Origin of the sequence: Myxosarcina sp. GI1, from assembly GCF_000756305.1 — a bacterium.
GTDB lineage: Bacteria > Cyanobacteriota > Cyanobacteriia > Cyanobacteriales > Xenococcaceae > Myxosarcina.
In genome coordinates, this window is the sequence record NZ_JRFE01000024.1 from 440,399 (window position 1) to 466,448 (window position 26,050).

20 protein-coding genes and 2 pseudogenes are annotated in these 26,050 nt (G+C 40.3%); 12 read left to right on the forward strand and 10 right to left on the reverse strand.

Going from position 1 to position 26,050, the window contains the following annotated elements:
- The first annotated feature begins 26 nt into the window (after window positions 1–26).
- The 6 genes from murJ (at window position 27) to KV40_RS35075 (ending at window position 7,066) form a co-directional block, all read left to right on the forward strand.
- A complete protein-coding gene (gene murJ / locus KV40_RS19305; protein ID WP_036484879.1) occupies window positions 27–1,622 on the forward strand; it encodes a murein biosynthesis integral membrane protein MurJ in 1,596 nt (531 codons plus the stop codon).
- A gap of 4 nt (window positions 1,623–1,626) precedes the next feature.
- Window positions 1,627–1,872: a DUF6737 family protein gene (locus KV40_RS19310; protein ID WP_036484880.1), complete on the forward strand. Its 246-nt coding sequence runs from the start codon at window positions 1,627–1,629 to the stop codon at window positions 1,870–1,872.
- A 351-nt stretch (window positions 1,873–2,223) separates the two neighbouring features.
- Window positions 2,224–3,360, forward strand: coding sequence for a class I SAM-dependent methyltransferase (locus KV40_RS19315; protein WP_036484881.1), 1,137 nt, complete (start codon window positions 2,224–2,226; stop codon window positions 3,358–3,360).
- Between the two features lie 219 nt (window positions 3,361–3,579).
- Entirely contained in the window at window positions 3,580–5,169 is a 1,590-nt protein-coding gene (locus tag KV40_RS19320; protein WP_253274319.1) for an FAD-dependent oxidoreductase, read from the forward strand.
- Window positions 5,170–5,340: 171 nt separating this feature from the next.
- A complete protein-coding gene (locus KV40_RS19325; protein WP_036484883.1) occupies window positions 5,341–6,867 on the forward strand; it encodes a GMC oxidoreductase in 1,527 nt (508 codons plus the stop codon).
- A 40-nt stretch (window positions 6,868–6,907) separates the two neighbouring features.
- On the forward strand, window positions 6,908–7,066 hold the full coding sequence (locus KV40_RS35075; RefSeq protein ID WP_156114090.1) for a hypothetical protein: 159 nt from the start codon (window positions 6,908–6,910) through the stop codon (window positions 7,064–7,066).
- Between the two features lie 34 nt (window positions 7,067–7,100).
- Here KV40_RS35075 and KV40_RS19330 read toward each other — a convergent pair whose 3' ends face one another.
- Entirely contained in the window at window positions 7,101–8,009 is a 909-nt protein-coding gene (locus KV40_RS19330; protein ID WP_036484886.1) for an alpha/beta fold hydrolase, read from the reverse strand.
- Between the two features lie 260 nt (window positions 8,010–8,269).
- Here KV40_RS19330 and KV40_RS19335 point away from each other — a divergent pair, with 260 nt between their 5' ends.
- The 3 genes from KV40_RS19335 (at window position 8,270) to KV40_RS36280 (ending at window position 10,659) form a co-directional block, all read left to right on the forward strand.
- Complete coding sequence (locus tag KV40_RS19335) at window positions 8,270–8,485, forward strand: hypothetical protein (RefSeq protein WP_036484889.1); 216 nt, start codon at window positions 8,270–8,272, stop codon at window positions 8,483–8,485.
- A 403-nt stretch (window positions 8,486–8,888) separates the two neighbouring features.
- On the forward strand, window positions 8,889–10,460 hold the full coding sequence (locus KV40_RS19345) for an SWIM zinc finger domain-containing protein (RefSeq protein ID WP_216595643.1): 1,572 nt from the start codon (window positions 8,889–8,891) through the stop codon (window positions 10,458–10,460).
- Entirely contained in the window at window positions 10,426–10,659 is a 234-nt protein-coding gene (locus tag KV40_RS36280) for a hypothetical protein (RefSeq protein ID WP_216595644.1), read from the forward strand. Before KV40_RS19345 ends, KV40_RS36280 begins: the two co-directional genes overlap by 35 nt.
- On the opposite strand, the gene KV40_RS19350 is transcribed toward KV40_RS36280, so the two are convergent.
- Complete coding sequence (locus KV40_RS19350; protein WP_036484892.1) at window positions 10,652–11,260, reverse strand: NTP transferase domain-containing protein; 609 nt, start codon at window positions 11,258–11,260, stop codon at window positions 10,652–10,654. The two genes, KV40_RS36280 and KV40_RS19350, sit on opposite strands and share 8 nt — an antisense overlap.
- Window positions 11,261–11,428: 168 nt before the next feature.
- On the opposite strand from KV40_RS19350, the gene KV40_RS32335 reads away from it, so the two are divergent.
- Both KV40_RS32335 and KV40_RS19355 read left to right on the forward strand, forming a co-directional pair.
- Window positions 11,429–11,740, forward strand: a complete 312-nt coding sequence (locus tag KV40_RS32335; protein ID WP_052055772.1) for a hypothetical protein — start codon at window positions 11,429–11,431, stop codon at window positions 11,738–11,740.
- A 15-nt stretch (window positions 11,741–11,755) separates the two neighbouring features.
- Window positions 11,756–17,266, forward strand: a complete 5,511-nt coding sequence (locus KV40_RS19355; RefSeq protein ID WP_256381149.1) for an EAL domain-containing protein — start codon at window positions 11,756–11,758, stop codon at window positions 17,264–17,266.
- Window positions 17,267–17,304: 38 nt separating this feature from the next.
- Here the strand turns inward: KV40_RS19355 and KV40_RS19360 are convergent, their stop codons facing one another.
- The 8 genes and pseudogenes from KV40_RS19360 to KV40_RS19385 all read right to left on the reverse strand — a co-directional run bounded on the left by KV40_RS19360 (window position 17,305) and on the right by KV40_RS19385 (window position 24,003).
- Window positions 17,305–18,462, reverse strand: coding sequence for an XdhC family protein (locus KV40_RS19360; RefSeq protein WP_036484894.1), 1,158 nt, complete (start codon window positions 18,460–18,462; stop codon window positions 17,305–17,307).
- Window positions 18,463–18,566: 104 nt separating this feature from the next.
- Window positions 18,567–18,702: pseudogene (locus KV40_RS37360) on the reverse strand (Txe/YoeB family addiction module toxin); the annotation flags it as partial.
- A gap of 75 nt (window positions 18,703–18,777) precedes the next feature.
- A complete protein-coding gene (locus tag KV40_RS19365; RefSeq protein WP_036484896.1) occupies window positions 18,778–21,003 on the reverse strand; it encodes a xanthine dehydrogenase family protein molybdopterin-binding subunit in 2,226 nt (741 codons plus the stop codon).
- A gap of 56 nt (window positions 21,004–21,059) precedes the next feature.
- Window positions 21,060–21,626 (reverse strand): Uma2 family endonuclease, encoded by a 567-nt coding sequence (locus KV40_RS19370; RefSeq protein ID WP_036484897.1) that lies wholly within the window; start codon window positions 21,624–21,626, stop codon window positions 21,060–21,062.
- Between the two features lie 123 nt (window positions 21,627–21,749).
- Window positions 21,750–21,881 (reverse strand): annotated as a pseudogene (locus KV40_RS35080) (Uma2 family endonuclease); the annotation flags it as partial.
- 92 nt (window positions 21,882–21,973) lie between these two features.
- Window positions 21,974–22,957 (reverse strand): xanthine dehydrogenase family protein subunit M, encoded by a 984-nt coding sequence (locus KV40_RS19375; RefSeq protein WP_036484899.1) that lies wholly within the window; start codon window positions 22,955–22,957, stop codon window positions 21,974–21,976.
- Window positions 22,958–22,980: 23 nt separating this feature from the next.
- Window positions 22,981–23,265 carry a DUF3303 family protein gene (locus KV40_RS19380; RefSeq protein WP_036484901.1) on the reverse strand — a complete coding sequence of 95 codons (285 nt, stop codon included), beginning with the start codon at window positions 23,263–23,265 and terminating at the stop codon, window positions 22,981–22,983.
- Window positions 23,266–23,355: 90 nt separating this feature from the next.
- Window positions 23,356–24,003 (reverse strand): 2Fe-2S iron-sulfur cluster-binding protein, encoded by a 648-nt coding sequence (locus tag KV40_RS19385; RefSeq protein WP_036484903.1) that lies wholly within the window; start codon window positions 24,001–24,003, stop codon window positions 23,356–23,358.
- 196 nt (window positions 24,004–24,199) lie between these two features.
- Between KV40_RS19385 and treZ the strand changes: the two genes are divergently transcribed.
- Window positions 24,200–26,017: a malto-oligosyltrehalose trehalohydrolase gene (treZ, locus tag KV40_RS19390; protein WP_036484904.1), complete on the forward strand. Its 1,818-nt coding sequence runs from the start codon at window positions 24,200–24,202 to the stop codon at window positions 26,015–26,017.
- The last annotated feature ends 33 nt before the right edge of the window (window positions 26,018–26,050 follow it).

The following is a 26,050-nucleotide window of genomic DNA, read 5'->3' on the forward strand; positions in this document are numbered from 1 at the left end:
AAACTGCCATTTTCTAACCAAACATCGTGACTGTTAACAAAAAATCTCCTTCTCTAGCTGGTATTGCAGGTATTGTCGCCGTTGCCACTCTCGTTAGTAAAGTTTTTGGCTTGGTAAGAGAACAGATTGTCGCCGCAGCTTTTGGTGTAGGCGATGTCATCAACGCCTATGCCTATGCTTATGTTATTCCTGGTTTTTTATTGATTTTACTTGGCGGTATTAACGGACCTTTTCATAGTGCTTTGGTTAGTGCTTTAGCTAAAAGAAGTAAAGCCGAAGCCGCACCAATAGTAGAAACTGTTACAACTTTAGTTACCCTAGGTCTTTTTTTGGTAACACTGGCTACCATCGCCTTTGCAGGAACCTTTATCGATCTTCTCGGACCAGATTTGGCACCAGACGTTAGATCTCTTGCTATCCTACAGCTACAAATTATGGCACCAGTTGCTATGCTAGCAGGGTTAATTGGTATCGGCTTTGGTGCGCTCAATGCTGCCGACAGTTATTTACTGCCTAGCATTAGTCCGCTGTTATCTAGCATTACTGTTACTATTAGTATTGCTTTTTTACTCTGGCGTGTCGGGGAACAACTGGACACACCTCAATATTTACAGTTAGGAGCAATTGTACTTGCTAGTGCCACCCTAGCAGGAGCTATTTTACAGTGGTTGGCGCAACTCATCGCTACCTGGAAATCGGGTATGGGAACGTTGCGCTTGCGGTTTAACTGGCGTATCCCTGGAGTTATGGACGTACTAAAGGTGATGGCACCTGCGACAATGTCTTCGGGAATGTTGCAGATTAATGTTTACACCGATTTATTTTTTGCTTCTGGTATAGCTGGTGCTGCTGCGGCAATGCGCTTTGCCAATTTTATCGCTCTAACGCCTTTAGGCATTATTTCTAATGTAATTTTAGTGCCTTTTTTACCTGTTTTTTCTCGTTTGGCAGCACCCGAAAACTGGCAGGAATTAAAGTTGAGAATTCGTCAGGGTTTATTTATTAGTGCGCTGACGATGTTGCCTTTTACAGCGATTTTTATCTCTTTGGCTTTACCAATAGTCAAATTAATTTATCAGCGAGCAGAATTTAATGCTAGTGATACTAATTTTGTTGCACCTCTCTTGGCAGTATACGGTTTGGGAATGTTTTTCTATTTGGGAAGGGATGTGCTTGTCAGGGTGTTTTATGCTTTGGGCGATGGAGAAACACCGTTTAAAATTAGCATTATTAATATATTTTTAAATGCAGTATTCGATTATTTTTTAGTAAAAGCCTTTGCCGCACCTGGTTTGGTTCTCGCTACTATTAGCGTTAACGTTACTTCAATGGCAATTTTTTTGTGGATTTTACATCGCCGTTTGGGTGGTTTGCCTCTACTAGACTGGGGTAAAAATTTGTTTTTCTTAGTAATTGCTAGTGCGATCGCTGGTTTGTCTAGTTGGGGTGTAAGTCAGGTTCTCGAACGAGCGATCGGTAACGACAATTTGTTATTACTATTTTTAGAGTTAGGTATTTCTACTTTAGTTGCTTTGGGAGTTTTTATCTTAATTGCCATGCAGTTAAAGTTACCAGAGTTACATATGATAGCAGGCAGAATCAGACAAAAAATTGGTAGATAATATTATGGCGATCGATACAAATAACAAAGTTATTAGCGTTTGGAATTATAAACCCTGGTGGTGTCAGCCTTGGAGCATAATTTTAACTGGTGTTAGCATTATTGGCGGCAGTTGGCTGTTGTTTCACACAGTTTGGATTAGTGTAGGAATTTCAATACCAATTGCTGTCTGGTGGGTATACTTTTTGATTCTCTATCCTCAAATGATGAAGGAATATTTAGAGCAGTCTTCCAATATTCAATCAGAATAAATATTTGATAACAGTTTGTTACGAAAAGCTAAATAACTGTAAACGACAATAAAGTTAAGAGAGTAATAAAAATATTCTTATCTTAGGTTATTTCGTAAATTATTATTGTTTTTCAGAAATAATACTCAAGTTTACCGAATAAGATATCTATTAGGCTAGAGTGCTTTTAAAATCGCATTTTTGCCGATAATTCGTGTAGCGAAATTTATTTTCTAATTAATGTTTTATTAAGCGAGTCAATTTATTTTAGACAGAAAACATATAATTATTTTATTGAATAATACATAGTCGCTAAATTTAGAAAACGATCGGGCAAATAATTAAGATCGATCTATTTTTGAGGTGATTGTTATGACTTATAGTTCTAAAACTACTAGCTTTAATAAAAATCTGGCTATTGCAAATGTCGAAGCACAGAACACATCAATCGCTCGCTTTGAAGCTAACCGCCAACTAGTTCAGTTTTTCAATTCGATCCAGATAAGATTAGCAGAAATTTATATTAAAGGTATGGAAATACCAGACGGTCTGCTTAAAAGTATTTTTGATACTGCTATTTCTACGATATATCGTAATTTTTCATTTTTGCTAATTTCTTATCAGTGGGTATTAACCGAAAGTAAAATAATAGCTGAAGATTCGGAAAAACTAATGAAACTTCAGTATAATCTGCCAGAAAAATTGTTTTGCTTGATGTTAGGCGAAGATAATTTACTTTATCCTAAATATACGATGGCTTTGTGGGAAACTGGTGCCAAAAATCTGCGAGAAGCACAATTAGATATGCTAGAAGATGTAGTCAGCAAAGCTAATATTCAAGATGGAGATAGTGTATTAGATATAGGCTGTGGTTGGGGAAGCGCGGCTAATTATATTTTGCAAAAATTTCCTAATGCTAAAGTTACTGGACTAAATTTGAGTCGCGAACAATGTCAGTATATCCGTAGCAGAATGCAAGATTCTAGTAGTTATCTTAATTCGGAGCGTTTTAAACTAATTGAAGGTGATTTTAACGAAGTCAATTTAGATAACAAGTTCGATCGCATCATTTCTTTGGGAGTATTCGAGCATATTGGCAATCTGACCAAGTCATTTGAAAAAATAAGCTCTTTTTTACAACCTAATGGTTTGGTATTTATGCACATCATTTCAACCAAGCTGCCCCACAATATTTTTAATCCGTTTATCGAAAAATATATTTTCCCTCGGGCGCGGGTTTGGCATTATGATATGATTCCTAGTTGCGATCGCCATCTTAAAACTGTCGAACGATGGTTTCTTAATGGTTCTAACTACTCTAAAACACTACAAGCCTGGTTGAACAATTTCGATCGCAGTCAGAATTTCGTCAAAGATCTCGATTATGGCATGAGCTACGCTCGTTTTCGTCGTCTGTGGCGACTTTATTTAATGTGTTGCATTGCCCATTTTGATGGTTGCCAAGGCGAAGTTCTCGGTAACGGTCAGTATCTAATGGTTAGTACCTGAGTTTTGTCTAAAAATTCAGGCTGTCAAATATAAGACTAAAGTTAGATAGAAATTTGAGTTAAATTTTCTCATAATATTAAGAAATATAAATTAGCCGCTTGTCTGGCGATCGCAAATAACTTTTGGTCGGGCAATAGGCAGTTTTGTTTTTTATCTAGACTTTAATTATTCAAAAGAATATTATTAGAGAATTTTTAAACTCAATCGATCTTAATAACAATGATGAAGGAACGCGAAGTAGTAGTAGCCAAAGCAAATGATTGGCGAGCGGGTCAAATGCAGCAAATTTCTATTGACGACTCAGAAATATTGCTAGCCAAGATCGGCGATAAATTTTATGCCACCAGCGCATATTGCACTCACTATGGCGCACCTTTAGCAAAAGGAGTATTGTGCGAACATCGAGTTGTCTGTCCCTGGCACAATGCCTGTTTCGATTTGACTAATGGAGATTTAGCAGAACCACCAGCCTTGGACAGTCTACCGAGTTTTCCTGTCAGAATCGATGGAGACGACGTAATAATAAGAGTACCAGAAACTATACCAGATAGCCGCGAAGAAGCAATTGTCAAATCCGAGTCAGATATAGACAGTAGGGTATTTATAGTTATAGGTGCGGGTGCGGCAGGAACTATTGCTGTAGAAACCCTACGCCACAACGGTTATCAAGGTGCCATAAAAATGATAAGTGATGAAGAAAAGTTACCCTACGATCGCACCAAGCTAAGTAAGGCATATTTACAGGGTGGTGCTGATGAAGATTCTCTAGCGTTACGTTCCTGTGAATTTTACGATGACAACGACATCGAACTATTATTTGGCAAGGCTGTAACTAAGGTAGATGTTAGCCAAAAGTCAATTAGTTTTGAAGATGACTCTACGCTTAACTACGATTCGCTGTTACTAGCTACAGGAGCCAAAGCTAATAAACTCGACGTGTCAGGCTCCGATTTAGATAATATTTTTACCCTGCACGTAAGCCAGGATACTACCGAAATCTTAAACAAGGTCGAATCTGCAAAGAAAGCGGTAGTGATTGGCTCAAGCTTTATCGGTATGGAAGCAGCATCCAGTTTGAGAAAGCAGGGGTTAGAAGTTACGGTAGTCTCTCCCGATGCCGTTCCCTTTGCCAAAATTTTGGGCGAAGATGTCGGTAAAATGTTCCGCCAGCTTCATGAAGATAATGGCGTTAAGTTTTATCTGGAAAACAAAGCTACAGAGTTTAGCGGTAATGGTAAAGTCGAGACAGTCGTTTTAGACAGTGGCGATCGCATAGAAACAGATTTAGTCATTGTTGGTATTGGAGTGAAACCTGTCACCGACTATCTAGAAGGCATCGAACTAAACGAAAAAGATCGTAGTGTTTCTGTAAATGAATACTTAGAAGCCGCACCAGATGTCTATGCCGCAGGAGATATCGCTCGTTTTCCCTACGCAGCTACAGGAGAACCTACCCGTATCGAACACTGGCGGTTAGCAGCGCAACACGGACGCATTGCCGCACTAAACATGCTCGATGAAAAGATAAAGTTTACTCACGTTCCCTTTTTCTGGTCTGGTCAATACGATCTCAAGCTGCGCTATGCAGGACATGCCGAAAAGTGGGATGAGATAATTATTAACGGCGATCTAAATGCTAAAGAGTTTCTTGCTTTTTACGTTAAAGACAGCAAAGTTTTAGCAGTAGCGGGTTGCGGTAGAGATAAAGACGTGGCGGCAATTACCGAACTAATGCGCCTGGAAAAAATGCCAGAAATAAAATCGATTCGCGATGGCGTGCTCGATTGGGTAGCAAAGTTACCAGCCTAAATTTATATAAGGTCTTAGGCTTTGGAAAAGTAATAAGTAATAAGTAAATTATTTTTACTTGCTACTTGCTACTTAAAGCTTTCTTTGCTTCTCCTTCTCAATTTTTACTCGCTACTCAAAAAGCATCGGAGGGAGTAACAACCAAATTTAACTAGCTATTAATTATTAACTATGACGACACAACACTACGATGTAATTATTATTGGTGCGGGTGCTGGAGGCGGTACTTTAGCTTATGCCCTCGCACCTACAGGCAAGAAAATTCTTATTCTCGAACGGGGGGATTATATCCCCAGAGAAAAAGACAATTGGAATCCCGAAAAAATATTTCAAGAACAAAAATATCAAACTAGGGAAGAATGGTTAGACAAAGATAACCATGCTTTTAGTCCCGAAGCTTTTTATCGCGTTGGCGGTAATACCAAAGTGTACGGTGCGGCTTTGCAAAGAATGCGCGTTGAAGATTTTAACGACCTGCAACACTACGATGGTGTTTCTCCTGGCTGGGAATTGAGCTATGAAGACATCGAACCCTACTACGTCCGTGCTGAAAGTCTATACAAAGTACACGGACAAACTGGTGAAGACCCCACAGAACCGCCAATGTCTGCCGAATTTCCTTTTGGCGCGATCGCTCACGATACCCGCATTCAAGAAGTAGCAGATAGCTTACAAGCAAAAGGCTTACACCCCTTTCACCTCACTCTGGCATTAAATCGTGACGAAGAAAATCCCCACAGCCGTCCCTGCATTAAATGCGATACTTGCGATCCCTATCCTTGTCTGGTAGATGCTAAAAGCGACGCTCAAGTTACCTGTGTCGATCCTGCTTTAAAACACGAAAACGTCGAGTTGAAAATAAACGCCTTGGTAACAAAGTTAGTTACCGATGCTAGCGGTCAAAAAGTAACTTCGGTAGAAGTAGAACTGGACGGTACGACTCAAACTTTTACCGCCGATACTTTTGTGGTTTCCTGTGGGGCAATTAATTCTGCTTCACTATTGCTAAAGTCTGCTAACGATAAACATCCCAACGGTTTGGCAAATTCATCGGGTTTGGTAGGATGCAACCTAATGCTGCACCACCACTCAGCATTAATTTCCGTCAGCGACAAACCAAACAATACGGGTTTTCAAAAGACTTTAGGCTTTAATGATTTTTATTTTAAAGGACCCCACCAAGATTATCCTTTGGGACAAATTCAGCTAACTGGTAAAGCCAAATGGAATCGCTTGGATATCTTTACTCCCGACTCCGTTCCCAGAGAATCTTTAGAATATATGGCGAGGCATTCCGTTGACTGGTGGCTGACTACAGAAGACTTGCCCCGCCCTGAAAACCGCGTGACAATTAGTTCCGCAGGTAAAATCAAAGTCGATTACCAGGAAAACAACCTCAAACCTCATGCAGAACTAATTAGTACTTGGGAACGTTATTTGAGAGAAGTAGGATTTTTTCTCTTTTTTGCCAAAAAAATGCCCCTAAAAGTAGTCTGGCATCAGGGAGGTACCTGTAAGTTTGGTTCCGATCCTCAAACTAGCGTCCTCGATCTTAACTGTCGCACTCACGATGTGGAAAATCTCTACGTAGTCGATGCTAGCTTTATCCCCAGTATGGGTTCGGTCAACCCCACTCTAACGATTATTGCCAATACTCTACGAGTAGCAGACCATCTTAAAACCGCTTTGGTAGCCTAAAACAAATTGGCGTTGCATCCAATACGGGATGGTTAAGGTCATGCAGAGGAGCAGGGGGCAAGGGGATATTAATTATCCTTTAATCCGCATTATCCCGCAACTATGCAACGCCACTAAAATGACAGTCGATCGCGGTACAATCTCGCCAGTCGCTTTTCCCAACCTTGCAGTGGAAATAGCAAAATTGTTTGACGCTTGATGCCGGCGATCGCGATTGCCTTTACTTTTAGCGATTAGGCTCGCAGAAAATCCCCAATAGAAGACATAATCGCCTCTGGGTACTCTTCATGTATTCCCAAAGTTCCCGATAGTTTAATCGCTTGCACTCGCTCTAACTTTGCCATTGATGTCATTTCTGCTTTCGACTGCGGTGGTGCTTGTTCTGCTAAGACTAATAGTATTGGCATAGATAAAGATCTAAAATAATTTAACATCTCTTCCCGACTTGAAGCAGGATCGAGGTTGCCAGTGACAAATGCTGCTGGTGCATATCTCGACCCTGTTTTTTGTGTAACCTGGTGTTTTTGAGCGATAAATTCGGGAGTTAGTTTGGCTTCATCTACATATACGTGGCGTTTGTACATCAAACGCAAAAATGAAGGGGTAGTGTTGAAATAATATAATAGTTGTCCGACGATTGGCGATCGCACCAAGTTTTTAACACCGTCTCTAATTGTCTGTGGTAAGCCCATGACCCGTAAAGGACCCTGCCAGGTAGGAGCGATTAATACTAGTTTTGCTACCATTTCTGGTTGTGTATTGGCAAGCTGCAAGGCATAGCCAGCAGCATGACCAGCCGCCAAAATTATGACAGGTTGTTCAAAGACTGAGCTAACAAAATCTTGAAGTAATTTATTAAACAAATCGGGATTATAATCTACCCTAGGGCGATCGGATTCGCCAAACCCCAACCAATCTAATGCCACTACTCGATACTCTGAAGACAGCATTCGCGCAATTTCTTTCATCTCGCCGCGAGTAGAAACAGTACTAAATGCAGGTAACAGTAAAACTGGCTCGCCCGTACCCAATGTTTCGTAAGCTATCTGATATTCTGTATCTTGCCCGTTCCAGGTATATTTTTTTACAGTACCGCCTATACCAGTGTTAGAAGCAGTAGCAGGAGTAAAAGTTGTAGTCATAGTTGCGATCGCGTAAGAACTAGAGTGTTATATCTTCGATCTTACTGAACTATGAGGATCTGTATTAGTAAGTTTGGAATTTAGAGTTTGTAGATTGCGATCGCCGTAGGTAAAGTTGTGGGACAGTCTAACTTGTCGGTAACTGAGATGACAGTTATCTACAATTTGATTTTGCGGCTACCATCTCAACTTAGGCGATCGCATCATCTTAGTCTCCGCCAGTGTTACTATTAATCAAAAAACCCTTCTCAGTTAAAACCATGCAAGTTAAAGAGCTAACTATTGAAGAACTAAAGCTTCTAATCCAAGAAACTGTTGCAGAAACAATTCAATCTTTTTTATTCGATCCCGACGAAGGCAAAGAAGTGAAATCTGAAGTCAAACAGCAACTTCTTAACTCTCTAAGGCAAACTGAAAATGGAGAACGGGGAATTTCAGCCGAGGAAGTAGCAAAAAAACTAGGGTTAGATTGGTGACGACCTACTCTGTTGAGCTTAAACCAGATGCCACGCTCGATCTTGAAAAACTTACTCCAACTATCCAAGAGCGTATTTTGCGTAAAATTACAGCAGTTTTCAGTGAATTTTGAAAATGTAAGTCCTCAAGCTTTAAGCTCTAATTTTAGTGGTCTTTTCAAACTTAGAGTCGGTGACTACAGAGTTATTTATTCTTTTGCAACCAAAGAACAATGAATCACAATCCACAAGATTGGACATCGCCGAGATATATACAACTAGTGCGATCGCCCGATTAACATCTTATACATTATTAATTAAAATAACTAGAGGTCGATATAGCGAGTGCAATACAAACTATATCCCATTTAATAGCACTGCAACTTTAGCTGTAAGATAAACAAAAGATTAGCTTTACAGATCGATGACTATTCCCCAACTCAGTCAGGAAATGATTCGTCGTCATGCCAGCTGTCAATCTTGGCAAAAGGGACAGACTTACTATCGAGATGGGTGCGTTAGAAAAGTAGTGCGACGGGGAGAATTAGTTACTGCAGAAGTTATGGGCAATGATATTAGACCCTATCGAGTTAGTATTGGCTTAGGTCAAGAAGAAGTAGACACGGCTTACTGTAGTTGTCCTTATGATTTTGGCGGTTGGTGCAAACATATCGTGGCAACATTATTAGTATGCTTGCACCAACCAGAAATAATCGAACAACGTCAGGGTTTAGAGCAAATTTTAGATCGCCTCAATGAAGTTCAAACTCAAACTTTAATTCAAGAGTTGGTAGCAGATAAACCAGAATTAATCGATGATATTGAGTATTTTGCCAATCGCCTGGTACCAACCGTAGTCATTCAATCGAAGCCAGCAATACTACAGCATCGAATTTCAGTAGACAGTAATCATATAAGATCGCAAGTTAGATACATCCTCGAAGATTCGGTACGTCATTTTGAATATGGCGGCGAAGAAGATATCGCTACAGAAGAAATTTCTAACTTAATTCAAGATGCCCAAATGTATACTCAACAGGGAGATAGTTGGAATGCAATTGAGATGCTGACTGCTATTACCGAAGCCTGTATCGAACATTGGGATCTGGTAGATGATTACGGCGTAGATAATGGTGATGTTGCCAGCGAACTAAATACAGTTTGGTGCGAGACAATTCTTAGTACAGAGATCTCTGAAGCCGAAAAAGTAGACTTAGAGGTGAATTTTGAGTTTTGGTGCAATAGTTGGGGTGGCTATTTCGATATGGCAATCGCTGCTTTAGAGCAGGGTTGGGATTATCCGCCTTTAACAAAGGTACTTCAAGGCAGTACTGCTGTGGATATTTGGCAGGAAGCAAAACCAGATTACGCTCAAGATTTGGCTTTAATTAGACTACAAATTTTAGAACGACAGCAACGCGATGAAGAATATCTCTATCTAGCACGGGCAGAAGGTTTAATTACGAGATATTTAACCATGTTAGTTAGTTTGGCTAGAGTAGCGGAAGCCATGCAAGCCGCGCAGTCGCAGACGATCACTATGGAACAGGCGTTAGCTCTTTCTCAAGCTTTAATTAACCAACAAAATGCCCAACTAGAAGCTTTAGAAATTGCTAAACAAGGTTTAAATTTACCTGGCGAGTGTCAGTACGATCTTGCCACTTGGACTAGTGAAATTGCTTTAGAAGCAGGCGATCGCGTTTTAGCCATCAAAGCCAAAGTTAAAGCCTTCCAAGCACAGCCTAGTTTTGCCGACTATCGCCAGGTAGAGAAACTGGCAGCAGATAACTGGACAAATCTCAAAGGAGAATTACTAGCTGCTTTAGCAGCTTACAACAATTGGTGGGATGCCGATAAAGCCAAGGTAGATATCTATCTCTATGAAGGATTAATCGCTAAAGCGATCGCCGTAGTAAATAAACTTACTTACGATTATTATGGACTGACTGGCAGAGTTATGGATGCAGCCATTGCAACACATTCTGATTGGGATTAATAAGGCTTGCGATCGCGCTGAGTCAATTATGGATGCGGGTAAAGCAAAATACTATGAAGATGCTGTAGAGTGGCTCAAAAAAGCTCGTAATGCCTACATTGCTTCCGATAGAAAGCAAGAATGGTCGGAATATCGCGCTAAATTAGAGAATATTCATGCTCGAAAGCGAAAACTAATGGGATTGATGGCTTCTATTTAATGATATTACGTTCGAGCGATCGCAAGTGCTGCAAATCTTCGGGAGTGTCGAGATCGATCGCGGCTTCGGGAACGGCAAGATTAAATTTTGGTTGGCTGTAGCGTTTGAGAAGTTTTTTAGCACCGCCTTGTCCCTGAAGATCGATTAGTTCTGCAAACAAAGTGCGGTCGAACAATGCAGGAACTCCAAGAGTATGATTATAAGCTGAGGCAATGGCAGGTTGTTTGCTAGTTTGATAGTGCTTAACTAGCTGGTTATAAACATTGGTATTAATTAGCGGTTGGTCTGCTAAAGCAACGATAACCGCATCAATTTCGCTTTTTGCTAAAGCTTCAATACCAACAGCGATCGAACTACTCATTCCCTTTTGCCACTGCCGATTATGACAGATATTTACTGGTAAATTACTTATTTCTGGTATGATGCGATCCCTATTAGCACCAAGAACGACTATAATCGGATGACAATCAGAAGCGATCGCAACTTCTACTGTATGACGGATTAAGCTGCGTCTGTTGTATTCTATTAGTTGCTTTGGCGTTCCCATCCTTTTTGATTCACCAGCAGCCAATAAAATTAGTCCAACTCTAATACAATTCATTTTGTCTATTCATCCTCAATGTGTGACTAAAATCGCTGACATTTTTAAAGTTAGCTTTTATCTTTCAACAATAGTTATTAATAATTTACTAATAAAATATCTTAAAAATCTAAATATATTTTATATTACATAAAAACTATTAAAATTTTTAGTAAGTATTTATATTAAATGGACAAAATATCAGGCTACAAAATTAATGAACAAATCAAAGTTACTAATCGAAAGATAATTTACCGTGGATACAGAGAATCAGATTTAACCCCAGTAATCTTTAAAACTCTGAGAGCAGATTATCCCGATCTAAAAGAAATTTCTTGTCTGAAACATGAATATGAAATACTTAAAAACCTCAATTTAAAAGGAATTATTAATACTTGCGGTTTAGAAAGATATAAAAATAGTTTTGCCTTGATATTAGAAGATTTTGGTGGAGAATCTATTCATGACTTTTTGCTCGTTAAAAATATTCAAATTTTATAGTTTTTAAAAATTGCTATTCAGCTGTCTCAAACTTTAGAGCAGTTACATCAAAACCATATTATTCATAAAGATATTAAACCTTCAAACATAATTATTAATGCAGAAAATTTAGAAGTAAAAATAAATGATTTTAGTATTGCCACGAATCTAACCCGAGAAATCCATACATTTTCTTCTGAAGCCCCTGAAAAAAATGTTTTCTTACTTGAAGGAACTCTAGGTTACATTTCACCAGAACAAACGGGAAGAATGAATCGTGCCATTGACTATCGCACTGATTTTTATTCTTTAGGAGTTACTTTTTACGAAATTCTCACTGGTGAGTTACCCTTTAAAGCTGACGACTCACTGGAGTTAATTTACTGTCATATAGCTCGCGAACCCCTTCCACCTCACCGTCTAAATCGAGATGTACCTCATGCTGTTTCATCTATTGTCATGAAACTTCTGAGCAAAAATGCTGAAGATAGATATCAAAGTGCTTATGAAATAAAAGCCGATTTGGAAATTTGTCTGACTCAGTTACTTCATAAGAAAAAAATCGAACGATTTGTGGCTGGAGAGTTAGATAAAAGTGGTCAGTTTGTCATTCCGCAAAAACTTTATGGTCGCGAACGAGAAGTTACTACACTGATTTCAGCTTTTGAAAGAGTTAGTAGCGGTAAAACCGAGGCAATTCTGGTGAGTGGTTATTCGGGTATTGGTAAATCTTCGATCGTCAATGAAGTTTACAAACCTATAGTCAAGCAGCGAGGTTATTTCTGTGCGGGTAAGTTCGACCAGTTCAAACGCAATATGCCCTATGCAGCTTTAAAACAGGCTTTTGGATTATTGCTACGACAATTATTGACCGAAACTCCAGAACAAATAAGATTATGGCAAGAAACACTTCGCTCGCGTCTCGGTACCAATGGCAAGATCGTTGCCAATGTGATTCCCGAATTAGAACTTATTATTGGTTCTCAGCCAGAAGTAGCACAATTAGACCCTGGCGAATCTCAAAATCGTTTTAATCGGGTATTTAAAGAATTTGTTGGGGTTTTTGCTCGACCAAAGCATCCTCTAGTGCTATTTCTCGACGATTTACAGTGGGCAGATTTGGCTTCTTTAAAAGCAATCGAGCAAGTATCGAACGATTCAGATTGCCAATATCTAATGCTGATTGGTGCTTATCGAGATAATGAAGTCGAACCGACGCATCCTTTAATGCAAACTATTGAGAAGATAAACCAAAGGTGCAAAGTCAATCGGATCTCGCTTCAGCCTTTACACCTAAATCATGTAGAACAGTTAATAGCCGACACCCTTCATTGCAAACTCAATTATTCAAAAAATTTAGCCGAACTGATTTACCATAAAACAGGAGGTAATCCCTTTTTTATAGAGCGGCTTCTATACACTTTGCACTCTGAGAAGTTGCTAACCTATGACTTCAATTACCATTACTGGCAGTGGGATATCAAACAAATTCAAGCTATTGGCATCACCGAATATAATATCGTTGAATTAATTGCCAAAAATCTTCAGAAACTGCCTCAGCCAACTCAGCAAGTTTTAAAGTTAGCCGCCTGCATTGGCGATCGCTTCGATTTAAACGTTTTAGCGATGGTCAATAACAAGTCTCAGTCAGATACGGCGGCTGACCTGTGGGCAGCACTACAGGCAGGGATGATTCTGCCACTCAGCGATGCTTATAAAATACCGCTGGTACTAGAGCTAGAAACAATAGCAGTAAAGCCATACAAAGTTACTTACAAGTTTTTGCACGACCGAGTACAACAAGCAGCATATTCGCTGATTTTAGAAACCGACAAACCGCATACTCACCGGCAAATTGGACAACTGTTATTAAAACAGACTCCAGCAGAGCAAATTGAAGACAATATTTTCGACATTGTCAATCAGCTAAATATTGCCAGAGAAACAATCGACGAGCAGTCAGAGAAATATCGCCTGGCGGAACTAAATTTGATTGCAGGCAAGAAAGCTAGAGCAGCAATGGCGTATGAAGCGGCTGCTAAATATTTAAATGTCGGTATCGAACTGCTGCCTGAAGATAGCTGGCATATTAAATATCAGTTGACATTAGATATTTACGTGCAGGCAGCAGAAGCAGCATATATAACTACCGACTTCGATCGCGCCGAAATACTGACTGATGTAGTTTTACAACAAGCTAAAACTTTGCTGGAGAAAGTCAGTATTTATAAAACGAAAATTCAGTACTGTATCGCGCAAAATCAGATGGAACTGGCGATCGAAACGGCGCGAGCGATTCTCAAACAGCTAGGAGTCAACCTACCTCAAAATCCGAGTAAATTGAGAATATTTCTGGCATTAATGGAGACAAAATTCATTCAAGGTTTTAAGGAAATTGCTTCTTTGGTGTCTCTAGCTAAAATGACCGCTCCAGACAAACTGGCAACTATGCAGATTTTAGAAGCAATGACACCTGCGGTTTATGTGGCAATGCCAGAGATGTTTCCGCTAGTAATACTAACTATAGTTAAACTTTCTCTAAAATATGGCAATGCGCCAATGTCTACTATAGGTTATAACGGCTATGGTTTGATTCACTGTGCAGTATTAGGAGACATCGATCGCGGTTATGAATACGGACAACTGTGTTTGCAACTTCTAAAAAAATTGCATCTCCAAGAACGCCAGGCTGAAACTTATTTGGTATTCAATACGTTTATCAGACACTGGAAAGAAAGCATTACAGAAACATTAGAACCTTTGCAGCAGGGAATTCAAAGTGGGCTTGAAATGGGAAATGTCGAGGAGTCTTGTTTCTGTGCGACTCAATACTGTGGCTATCTGTTTTTAAGCGGCGAATTTTTAGAGTTAGTAAAACAAAAACAAACCAACTATATCGAGCTAATTGAAAAATCTAAGCAGGAGGTGCAGCTTATTCACGCTAAGGTGTGGGGTCAATTAGTTGCCAATCTGCGAGGGAATTCAGATGAACGTTGCTATTTGACTGGGGAACTATTTGATGAAGCAACCATGTTGCCTTATGCGATCGAAACCAAGAATAATTTGGCGGTTTTTGCCGTTTATTTATCTAAGACCATTTTGTGTTATTGGTTTAAAGATTATACTCAAGCCGTAAATAATTCCCTTCTGTCAGAACGATATATTGGTGGTGTACTTGGTAGTGCCTATATTCCCGTTCGTAACTTCTATTATTCTCTAGCACTACTGGCAATATATCCTACTGCTTCAAGAGGCGATCGCCAAAAATATCTCAAACAGGTAGGTTCGTATCAAAAGCAAATGAGACACTGGGCGACTCATGCTCCTGCCAATTATCAACATAAGTACGAACTAGTAAAAGCAGAAATAGCCCGTGTTTTGGGCAAACACGAGCGAGCAGCAGAATATTATGACCGAGCGATAAAAAATGCCAGCGAATTTAATTATCTTCAGGAAGAATCACTAGCAGCAGAGTTGGCAGCAGAGTTTTATTACTCTCAGGGAAAAGAAAAAATAGCAAAAGTTTATCTCACAGATGCCTACTATGGATATTTCCGCTGGGGAGCTTTGGCAAAGGTAAGAGATTTAGAATTGAAATATCCTCAACTAATATCTCAAGTATTACCCAGAGCTATTACTATTGCCGATCCCAAACTAACGACAGTAAGAGAGACAAGTACTGCTCAATTTGACCAATTAGATTTATCTTCTGCGATCGAAGCATCTCAAGCTATTTCTTCTGAAATCGTGCTTAATAATTTGCTTTCTAAATTGATGCGAATTGTCATGAAAAATGTGGGAGCAGAAAGAGGCTTGCTGTTTCTAAAAGAAGAAAAATCTTTAGTTTTAACTTTAGAAAAAACTCTAGAAACCGAGCGAGCGATTTCTCTTCCCGACCGAGAGGCGGTCGTTTCTTTAGATTGGCCAGTATCGATAATTGACTATATTCAAAATACCAAGGAAACGGTTATTTTAAACCAAGCCGATACTGAGGGGTTATTTACTAACGATCCTGATATTATTAATCGTCAATTAAAGTCTATTTTAGGGTTGCCCCTCATATACAAAGGCACACTACAGGGAATTATTTATTTAGAAAACAGCTTAGTCACTTCAGCTTTCAATCGCCAACACTTAAAAATATTGAAAGTTTTAATCTCGCAAGTATCAATTTCCATTGAAAATGCTCGTCTATATCAAAATCTCGAACGTCAGGCTTTTTATGACGAGCTAACTGGTTTGGCAAATCGAACAGTTTTTTCTCGTAGACTTTCAGAAGCCATTACCCATGCCGCTCTAAATCGCCAGCAGTTTGCTGTCTTATTTTTAGATCTCGATCGCTTTAAAAATATTAATGATACTTTGGGTCATACCATTGGCGATCGCTTACTGCAATGCTTTGCCAAGCGTTTGAACAGTTGTTTTCGTCCAGGAGATACCGTAGCTCGTTGGGGCGGTGATGAATTTACGGTGCTTCTATCCAAGATCGAACAAACAGAGGACATTGCCAAAATTTGTCAGAGAATTATCGAAACTCTACAACAGCCTTTTTGCATAGAAGAACATAAGTTTTACGTCAGAAATAGCATTGGAATTGCTATGTATCCTCAAGATGGTGAAGATAGCGAAACACTGGTAAAAAATGCCGATATTGCTTTGTACCGAGCTAAAGAACAGGGAAGAAACCAATACAAATTTTATAACTCGAATTTTAATAGTCGCAATAAGTTATTAAAAGTAGAAAATCTGCTCTATCAAGCTTTAGAAAATCAAGAATTTGTTCTCTATTACCAACCACAAATAAACGTAGAAACTGGAAAAGTTTTTGGCATGGAAGCATTGTTACGTTGGGAACAACCAGAAATGGGAGTAATTTCTCCAGCGCAATTTATTCCTTTGGCAGAAGAAACTGGCTCGATCTTTCCCATTGGTGAATGGGTACTACGGACTGCTTGCGCTCAAAATAAAGCTTGGCAAGAAGCTGGATTTTCTCCCATAACCATGTCGGTAAATCTCTCTCCACGTCAATTTCAACAGCCAACTTTGTTTTCAATAGTAGCCAGTATTCTCGAAGAAACCGAGCTAAAGCCAAACTTTTTAGAATTAGAAATTACCGAAACTAGTATTATTACAAATATAAATTTTGCCCGCGATTTAATCGGGCAATTTCAAAAAATAGGAGTTTACGTTTCTATGGATGATTTTGGCACTGGCTATTCTTCTCTCAGCTATCTCAAACAATTACCCTTAGATACTCTCAAAATAGATCGCTCTTTTGTTCGCGAACTTAGAAACGAGCCAAAAGATATAGCTATTATCTCTGCTATTACTGCCATTGGGCAGGGTCTTAACCTGAAGATAATTGTAGAAGGAGTCGAAACCGTAGAACAGGTCAAATTGCTACAAAGCCTTCAATGTCAAAATATGCAGGGTTACTTTTTTAGTAAACCTCTTAAAGCAGAAGATGCCACAAAATTTTTGACCGAGCGTTATTTATTTAATCTCACTCAAGGTCTGAAAAAAAACAACGAGAGCGATCGCTCTTAGCTGCCAACCGCTAAACTAAAAATTTTATCGAATGATTTTCAAATTAGAGTTAGGTAATTCCTGTTCGTAATTTCGTTTTTTAACGGCATATTGGTTACAGTATGAATAGAACCATTACGATTTTTTAAAAACCCACCTTGACGGTTTTGAGTGGTGGCGCGAATTTCAGCAATAATCGAGAGAGCAATTTCTTCGGGATTATCCGCACCAATATCTAATCCTACGGGACTGTATAAATTTTTTAGCCATTCTGGTTTGGCAAGGAAAGCATCTGTTTGTAAATCTGTAAATAATCTGTTGGTTCTAGTTTTCGGTCCGAGAATACCAAGATAGTTTAAAGATTTTGTCAGCAATATCGGCAGCAACTCTAAATCGTAAAGATAGTTATGAGTCATAATTACCGCTACGCTTTGTTCGTCAAACTTAAGCCGAGTTGCTACTTCGTGAGGCGGACAGAGAACGACAACATCGGCTTCTGCAAAACGCTGTTGGGATTGCGATCGCATCTTAGGATCGACAACGGTAACGTACCAGCCTAATTCTCTAGCAAAATGCACCACAGGCAAAACATCAAACCCCGCACCAAAGATAGTTAGCGATATTGGCGGTTGAATAACTTCTAAAAAAACTTCTACCGTTCCTGCTGGTAGTGAATAGGATATATTTTGCGATCGCTTTTGAGTAATTGCCGATTTAAGATCTTCACTGACAATAGCAGCAAGTTTATTATCGCTCATCTTACCATCGGGAAATAGCAGCAAGCGATCGCCTAACTTAACTTCATTTTCTCCTTTTACTTTAAATACGGTAGCAACCCCACCAAATTTTCTTTGAGATAGACAGCGATCGATTACATTTAAGGCGTTTGGTTCATTTAAATTTAATGGTTCGATTAAAATATGGGCTACACCCTGACATCCCAAACCCAAACCCCAAATCAAGTCGTCTTCTGAGGTAGTGTCGTAGGTAACAAGTAGCGGTTTACCCGTTGCCATTACCTGTTGCGATCGCTCGATTACGTCTCCCTCCAGACAGCCACCGCTAAGGGAACCAATTTGTTTCCCATTTGAGGTAACTAACATTCTCGCTCCAGGACTTCTGTAAGTCGAACCTTCAACTTTTACTAAGGTGGCTAAAGCAGCAGTTTCTTTTTTTAGCTGCTTCGAGGTTGCGATAATATTTTGTAATTCTTTCATTTAATAATGATTTCTGTAAGTTCTCGATTATGAAGGTCAATAGGACGAAGCTCTCTCGCTATTATGCCCGTTCGCACAATTAAAATACGACTGAATCAAATGCTTTACTCGTAATGACTCCACATCTTGAGAACTCGAACTATTTTTCGTTTCTAGCACTTCATAAACTAAGCAATGCTAAATATTAATTCGACGAGAGTAACAACCCGATAGATTACCAGCTAACTTTTCATACGATGGTTAATGGTTTATCTTCTGTTAGTGTAGGCAAACTGCTGTTCGCCTACATTATTCGCCTTCATCTGTATTATTAGATTACAACAGCTTATCGGGAGTAATAGGCAGATCGCGAATGCGCTTGCCCGTAGCGTGATATATAGCGTTGGCTACAGCAGGAGCTACTCCTACCAAAGCAATTTCACCGATACCTCTGGCACCTAAAGGATTGGCGTGGTAATCTGGTTCGCCACAGAAAATTGCTTCAATCTGGGTAGGAATATCGGCATTAACTGGTACGAGGTATTCTCCCAAGTTAGCGTTAAGATAGTTGCCAAAGCGATCGTCTAAGAAAGTGTGTTCGTGCAGTACCATGCCGATACCGCCGACGACACCGCCGATAGTTTGCGAAGTGGAAGTTTTAGGATTGATAATTTTACCCACATCGATCGCCGAAACTACTCTGGCAATTTGAATATCTCCTAGCATTTCATCGACTCTTACTTCGACAAAATGCGCCCCAAACGAGTGCATTGAATACTGCTCTTTTTCTTTTCCTGGTTCGGAAGACTGTTCGGCTTCGAGGTATTCTTTATTAGCCCGTTGAAGAATTTCGCTATAGCTCATACCTTTAGATGGGTTTTGTTGGGAAAATAGCCGTCCATTTTCAACTTTAAGCTCGTTATCTTTGGTTGTTGCTAGCGGCGATAAGAGATGTTTTTTAGCGAGAGCTAAAGCTTGCGATCGCGCTTCTTCACAGGCAGCTTTGACCGCCGAACCGACAGAGGCTACGGTCATCGAACCCCCGTGAGGGGGAGCATAGGGAAAACTCGAATCTCCTAATTCAAAAGTAATGCGATCGCTGTCGATGCCCAAGGCTTCAGCAGCAATTATCGTCATGGTAGTATAAGTACCAGGTCCCATATCTGAAGCCGCACTTTGTACTAATGCCGTACCGTCGGCATTAATTCTGACTCTAGCTACCGCCCGCAGCCTTACCATTGGATAAGTAGTGGTTGCCATGCCGTAGCCAATTAAAATACCGTTTTCTGACTGAGAACGGGGTTGAGGATTGCGCTTACTCCAACCAAAACGTTCTGCACCTTTTTCATAGCATTCTCTTAAAGCCTTTTCCGACCAGGGTAAATTAGATTCAGGATCTTGTTCGGTATAGTTTTTAAGCCGTAATTCTAAAGGATCGATTCCTACTTCATACGCTAGTTCGTCTATTGCCGACTCTAAAGCATAGAGTCCCTGTGCTTCTCCAGGGGCGCGCATAAATGTCGGTGTCGAAATATCTAGCCTTGCCAGTCGATATTTAGTCTGTACGTTGGGACTACTATAGAGAAAACGCGAAGCACTTAAAACTCTTTCGGTATAGGTTTCAAACTGTGCCACTTCTCCCGTAGCTTCGTGAACAATTGCGGTGATATTACCATCTCTATCTGCTCCCATAGCTACTCGTTGGGTAGTGTAGGGACGATGACCCGTAAGGGAAAACATCTGTTGGCGAGATAGAACTAGCTTGACGGGACGGTTAACTACTTTAGCCGCAATAGGCGCGAGAGTAGTTTGTTGCCAGGTGCGACCAGCACAGCCAAAAGCACCGCCAACAAATGGTGAAATTACCTCTACATTTTTTTGCGGAATGCCAAAAACCGCACCCAAGTGTTGCTGGACGCTGGCGACCCACTGAGTTTTATCGTAAACCTTCAGTTTGTCTCCTTGCCAAACAGCAATAGTAGCGTGAGGTTCGATGGGATTGTGATGCTCGGTAGGAACTGTATAGCTAGCGTCGATCTTGGCTGCTGCTCGATCTAGTGCTGAGACTGCATCGCCACGAGAATGCTCTCCAGGTTTGTTAGGGGGAGCAATTAACTGCCCTTTAGCCGCGGCTGTCTCCACACTAACTTGATGCTCTTCTGACTGGTAGTCAACTTTAACTAGAGATGCTGCCTGTTCTGCTTGTTCTAGAGTTTCGGCAACGGTAACTGCTACTGGTTGTCCGTAAAAATAGATGCGATCTGTGTAGAGGGTTTGAGGATAGTTTCCCGTTGAAGGTGCGGTAGAAATTCTCTGCTCTTTGGGAATTTGTTTGAAGGGTAACTTAGGGGCGTTTTGATTAGTAAGAATAGCAATTACCCCAGGTACTTTTTGAGCCTCTTTGGTGTCAATATTAGTAATACGACCTTTAGCAATATTGCTGGTAGTTAATACGGCGTAAGTTACTTTTTCGATAGGAAACTCAGCCGCATACTTTGCCCCCCCTGTAACTTTAAGCTTGCCCGTAACTCTTTTTTTAGCCTGTCCGATAACTCGATTCATAATTAATTAAGTAAAAAAATAATTGTTATTATTGGTAGCGCGATCGCCCTTGCTAACTAAACAAACTTCAGCCAACTAAAGATATCTGCTACTTTTAGCTGCCAGTCTTGTAAAACATCTAAAACGGGTAAAATATCTTGTTTTTCTTTGACATCTGGGAGTTGGTTCGGTTGAAAAACCATAACTGATTCATCATCGGGATCGATAAAATAGCCCAATTTTGTGCCATTTTTTAGCGCCAATACAATCTTACGAATTACCTGATTGGTTGCCTGATTTGGAGAGAAAATTTCAATTATCCAGTCGGGAGCAATGGTAAATTTATTAGCTATCTGTCCGTTTTTATCTACGGGAATATTTTGCCATTCAAATACGGCAATATCTGGAACTATAGAACGTCCAGCAAAAGTACAGCGCAATTCTGTGAACGCATAAGCCAGTTTTTTGGCTTTTCCTGCCTGTTTAATAGCAGATGCTAGTTCGATTTGTATAGTACTATGCTTTCCTTGCGGCATCGGTTTCCGATAAATTTTTCCATCGATATATTCACTTGCTGGTTTTGTTTCTGGTAGTTTTAAAAATTCTTCCAGAGTAGGTGCAAGGTTCGATCGCAATAATGTCATTAGCTAGATCTCCTAAAAACTCAATCGCCTAATTAGCCGAATCAAAAATTTGTGCTGCTGTCAGGTTTAGTTCTTCAAACTGCGGCGAAACTATTTGCTTCTCGCCAGAAAAGCTACCAACTTCTGTATAGCTATTTTCCTTTCTGGAGGCACTTCGATTACTTCTCCGTTGAATAATTCATATAGCTTATTCGTGCCATTGTCATAAGACAGGTATTCTTCAAAGCTTTGAAATCGGGGTTTGACTTGAATCATGATTTTCTAGATTTTACTCATACTGCGATCGCTCTCTGCTGGATAAAACTAACGCCAATATTTTCCTACTGGCAGTTCGCGAACCGCCCTGTCTATCCTGCGGCAATGGTAGATAAAGTTTTCACAATTGCCCGTTTCCCCAATTCGACTTTAAAGGCGTTGTGTTCGTAGGTTTTTGCTCCTGCCAAAACTGTTTCGGCTGCCTGTTTAAAGGTTTCCTCGGTAGCTGGTTTGCCGACTAACATTTCTTCGGCTTCAAAGGCTCTCCAGGGTTTATGAGCTACGCCTCCTAATGCCATTCTTGCCTGTTGGATGGTATTGTCTCGAACATCCATAGCAGCAGCGACGGAAACTAAGGCAAAAGCATAAGAATTGCGATCGCGCACTTTGAGATAATAAGACTTATTAGCAAAATCCATCGGGGGCAAGTCTATGGCGGTAATCAATTCTCCTGGCTGCAGTTCGGTTTCGATTTGAGGGGTGTCACCAGGAAGCCTATGAAAATCGACCAGGGCTATTTCTCTTTCGCCGTTAGTTCCCCGTACTCTAACCGTTGCATCCAGTGCCGCTAGAGCTACACACATATCTGAAGGATGAGTAGCAATACATTCTTCACTAGCTCCCAAAATAGCGTGAATGCGATTGAAACCTTCAATTGCGGGACAGCCAGAACCTGGTTCGCGCTTGTTACAGGGCAAATCAGTATTGACAAAATAATAACAGCGGGTACGCTGCAATAAGTTTCCACCGACGGTTGCCATGTTGCGTAACTGAGGCGAAGCACCCGATAAAAATGCCTGAGAAAGAACGGGATAGCGTTGGCGAATCAAAGGATGGTTAGCTGTATCGCTATTGCGTGCCATCGCGCCAATTCTTACGCCGCCGTTGGGTAGTTCTTCAATTTCTGCTAGAGATAGTCTAGTAACGTCAACTAAATTACTCGGTTGTTCTACCCCTTCTTTCATTAAATCTATGAGGTTGGTTCCGCCACCCAGGTATTTAGCCATATTGAGGCTATTAATTGCCGATATTGCTTCTTCAGTACTGTTAGAGCGAGTATAATCAAAAGCTTTCATTTTTATTACAAATCTAAATTAAACTAAAATTTATCGAGGAATGGTGCAACAACTTCTTGAGTTTCTTTACTGCTAACTACTGGAACAATCTCGAAAGTTGCCCCCGAACCTCGCCACTTTAAAATCCATTCTTGAAGTAAACGCAAATCATCGCATTCGATAAGCTGAAAACATCTACTAAAATTTGCTTCTACCCAACTATCGAGATATTTAAGACCATCAGGAAACAATCTTCCATCCGAACGAACGCGCTGATAAATTGGCAGCATATCATTGTCTTTAAATCTTTCGATAATCATAAATAGCATCTAAGTTTCCTTTTACTGCAAGCACTTCTTCAGGTTTCTAGCGCGAGTATATTCAAAAGTTTTTTTTCGATCCATAGCTTAAATAACTTGCTACTCGCTACTTGCTACTTCTTTAACAGCAGCAACAATACCAGGATAAGCCCCGCAACGACAAAGATTGCCGCTCATGCGTTCGCGAATTTCCATATCGGTTAATTCTAAAGGCGTGTCGAGATCGATAATATTTTCGGTGACGATGCTGGCATCTCCTGCGGCTACTTCATCTAACATTGCTACTGCCGAACAAATTTGACCAGAAGTACAGTAACCACACTGAAAGCCTTCATTATTAATAAATGCTGTCTGCACGGGATGCAGTTCTTCTCCCGATGCCAAACCTTCAATGGTGGTAATTTCTGCGCCTTCATACTGGACTGCCAGAGCCAAACAGGAATTGATTCGCCGCCCGTCTACCAGTACTGTACAGGCACCACACTGACCGTGATTACAGCCTTTTTTGCTTCCCGTCAAGCCAATTCTTTCGCGCAGTACGTCGAGAATAGTGACGCGGGGTTCGATAGTAAGGTTGTGTTCGGTGCCATTTATATTTAAAACAACTTCTGCACCCTGGGCAGGAAGAGAAACTTCAGGTGTTGGCTGTTGGGCTTTAGCTGGTTTGAGGCGATCGCTTACCATAGTTATTAACGTGCTAAGAAACATCAATTGACCGAATTTTCGGCGTTTTAGTCTATTTATCATTTACTATGACTTTGTACTGGTAAATATATTTATTTTTCTCTGCTATATATAGATTACTTTCAATCTGCTGTTACGAACCTTTCTTAGGATAGAAGCGAGTTGAAAATAATAATGGTAAAAATTTGTAAAACAACGAGCTAAACTCAAAAAGCTCTATTTTTAACTTAACAAATTACCGTACAGCAGCTAAACAAATATGATTGGTTCTCAGTATCTCGGTGATGGTGTTTGTGAATTTACCCTCTGGTCGCCTGTTGCCGAACGAGTAGCGGTAAAAGTTGTCTCTCCCAAAGAAAAATTGTTTTCAATGACGGAGAAACAACGGGGTTATTGGCATCATAAAGCAGAAGGTATCGAGCCTGGTACGCTTTACTATTATCAGCTAAACGGCGAGACATCCTATCCCGATCCTGCCTCCAATTTTCAACCAGAAGGAGTTCATAAGGCATCTGAGGTAATCGACCATAGCCAGATGAACTGGCAAGATGGTTCCTGGACTGGTGTTCCCCTCGATGAAATGATTATCTACGAACTACATATAGGAACTTTTACCGAAGAGGGAACCTTTAGCGCGATTATTCCCCGTCTGTCGGAGTTAAAAGAGTTGGGCGTAAATGCGATCGAAATTATGCCAGTTTCGCAATTTCCAGGCGATCGCAACTGGGGCTATGATGGGGTATATCCCTACGCGGTACAGAATTCTTACGGCAGACCAGAAGACCTCAAGAAGTTAGTTAACGAAGCTCACCAGCAAGGCATTGCGGTAATTTTAGACGTAGTTTACAATCATTTTGGTCCTGAAGGTAACTACACGGCTAGTTACGCTCCTTATTTTACCGAAACCTATCGTACTCCCTGGGGTAGCGCGATTAACTTTGACGATGCCCACAGCGACGGAGTAAGAGACTATGTGGTAAATAATGCTCTGTATTGGTTGGAAAATTATCACATCGATGCGTTAAGACTCGATGCCATTCACGCAATTTACGATCTTGGTGCCAAGCATATCTTGCAAGAAATGGCGGAAAAAGTCGAGCAGTTGTCGCAAAAGATAGGCAGAAAGTTTTATCTCATCGCCGAAAGCGATCTTAATGACGTGCGGGTAATTCGCCCAAAAAAGTCAGGCGGTTATGGAATTGATGCTCAGTGGAGTGATGATTTTCACCACAGTATCCGTACTCTACTTACTAAAGAATTAATCGGCTACTATCAAGATTTTGATACCTGTGACAAATTAGCCAAAGCCTATAAAAAAACTTTTGTTTATGACTGGCAATATTCCCAATTTCGCCAACGATATCATGGTAGCGATGCCAGCGATCGCCCTGGAGAACAGTTTGTAGTCTGCATTCAAAACCACGATCAGGTAGGTAACCGTATGTTAGGGGAGCGTTTGGCTACCCTGGTCGATTTTGAGTCTTTAAAACTAGCCGCAGGTGCCTTGATGGTTTCTCCCTATATTCCCTTACTGTTTATGGGAGAAGAATACGGCGAGGATAATCCTTTTCTTTATTTTGTCAGTCATAGCGACCCCGATTTAGTTAAAGCAGTACGGGAAGGTAGAAAGGCTGAATTTGCCGACTTTCACATTGAAGGAGAATATATCGATCCGCAAAGTACAGAAGCGTTTGAAACTTCTAAACTAGATTGGGATAAAAAAAATGAGGGCAAACATCAAACCCTGTGGCAATTTTACCAACAGTTAACTTTACTACGCCGCACTATTCCCGCACTCAAAAAACTAGATAAGCAGAATTTAACCGCAACTGCAATTGAAAGCGATCGCTTAATTCTCTTACACCGCTGGCAAGATAACAGTCAAATCTTTAGTATCCTCAACTTTGCCGATGAAGCAGTGAATTTTACAGATAATATTCCTACTGGTAAGTGGCAAAAAATTCTAGACTCTGCCGACCCCAAATGGATGGGTAATGGTGCCTCGTTACCGAATGCGATTGAATCACCAGAAAAATTATCTATTCAACCCCGCAGCATAGCAATTTATCAACAGTAAAATACCAGTTTTAAAAGCCCAAGCAATATTTTT

Bases quoted from the DNA above. Each gene is read 5' to 3' on its own strand.
- KV40_RS19310 (WP_036484880.1), top strand. From the start codon at position 1,627: ATGGCGATCGATACAAATAACAAAGTTATTAGCGTTTGGAATTATAAA.
- KV40_RS19315 (WP_036484881.1), top strand. From the start codon at position 2,224: ATGACTTATAGTTCTAAAACTACTAGCTTTAATAAAAATCTGGCTATT.
- KV40_RS19320 (WP_253274319.1), top strand. From the start codon at position 3,580: ATGATGAAGGAACGCGAAGTAGTAGTAGCCAAAGCAAATGATTGGCGA.
- KV40_RS19325 (WP_036484883.1), top strand. From the start codon at position 5,341: ATGACGACACAACACTACGATGTAATTATTATTGGTGCGGGTGCTGGA.
- KV40_RS35075 (WP_156114090.1), top strand. From the start codon at position 6,908: ATGCAGAGGAGCAGGGGGCAAGGGGATATTAATTATCCTTTAATCCGC.
- KV40_RS19330 (WP_036484886.1), bottom strand. From the start codon at position 8,009: ATGACTACAACTTTTACTCCTGCTACTGCTTCTAACACTGGTATAGGC.
- KV40_RS19335 (WP_036484889.1), top strand. From the start codon at position 8,270: ATGCAAGTTAAAGAGCTAACTATTGAAGAACTAAAGCTTCTAATCCAA.
- KV40_RS19345 (WP_216595643.1), top strand. From the start codon at position 8,889: ATGACTATTCCCCAACTCAGTCAGGAAATGATTCGTCGTCATGCCAGC.
- KV40_RS36280 (WP_216595644.1), top strand. From the start codon at position 10,426: ATGCAGCCATTGCAACACATTCTGATTGGGATTAATAAGGCTTGCGAT.
- KV40_RS19350 (WP_036484892.1), bottom strand. From the start codon at position 11,260: ATGAATTGTATTAGAGTTGGACTAATTTTATTGGCTGCTGGTGAATCA.
- KV40_RS32335 (WP_052055772.1), top strand. From the start codon at position 11,429: ATGGACAAAATATCAGGCTACAAAATTAATGAACAAATCAAAGTTACT.
- KV40_RS19360 (WP_036484894.1), bottom strand. From the start codon at position 18,462: ATGAAAGAATTACAAAATATTATCGCAACCTCGAAGCAGCTAAAAAAA.
- KV40_RS19365 (WP_036484896.1), bottom strand. From the start codon at position 21,003: ATGAATCGAGTTATCGGACAGGCTAAAAAAAGAGTTACGGGCAAGCTT.
- KV40_RS19370 (WP_036484897.1), bottom strand. From the start codon at position 21,626: ATGACATTATTGCGATCGAACCTTGCACCTACTCTGGAAGAATTTTTA.
- KV40_RS19375 (WP_036484899.1), bottom strand. From the start codon at position 22,957: ATGAAAGCTTTTGATTATACTCGCTCTAACAGTACTGAAGAAGCAATA.
- KV40_RS19380 (WP_036484901.1), bottom strand. From the start codon at position 23,265: ATGCTATTTATGATTATCGAAAGATTTAAAGACAATGATATGCTGCCA.
- KV40_RS19385 (WP_036484903.1), bottom strand. From the start codon at position 24,003: ATGATAAATAGACTAAAACGCCGAAAATTCGGTCAATTGATGTTTCTT.
- treZ (WP_036484904.1), top strand. From the start codon at position 24,200: ATGATTGGTTCTCAGTATCTCGGTGATGGTGTTTGTGAATTTACCCTC.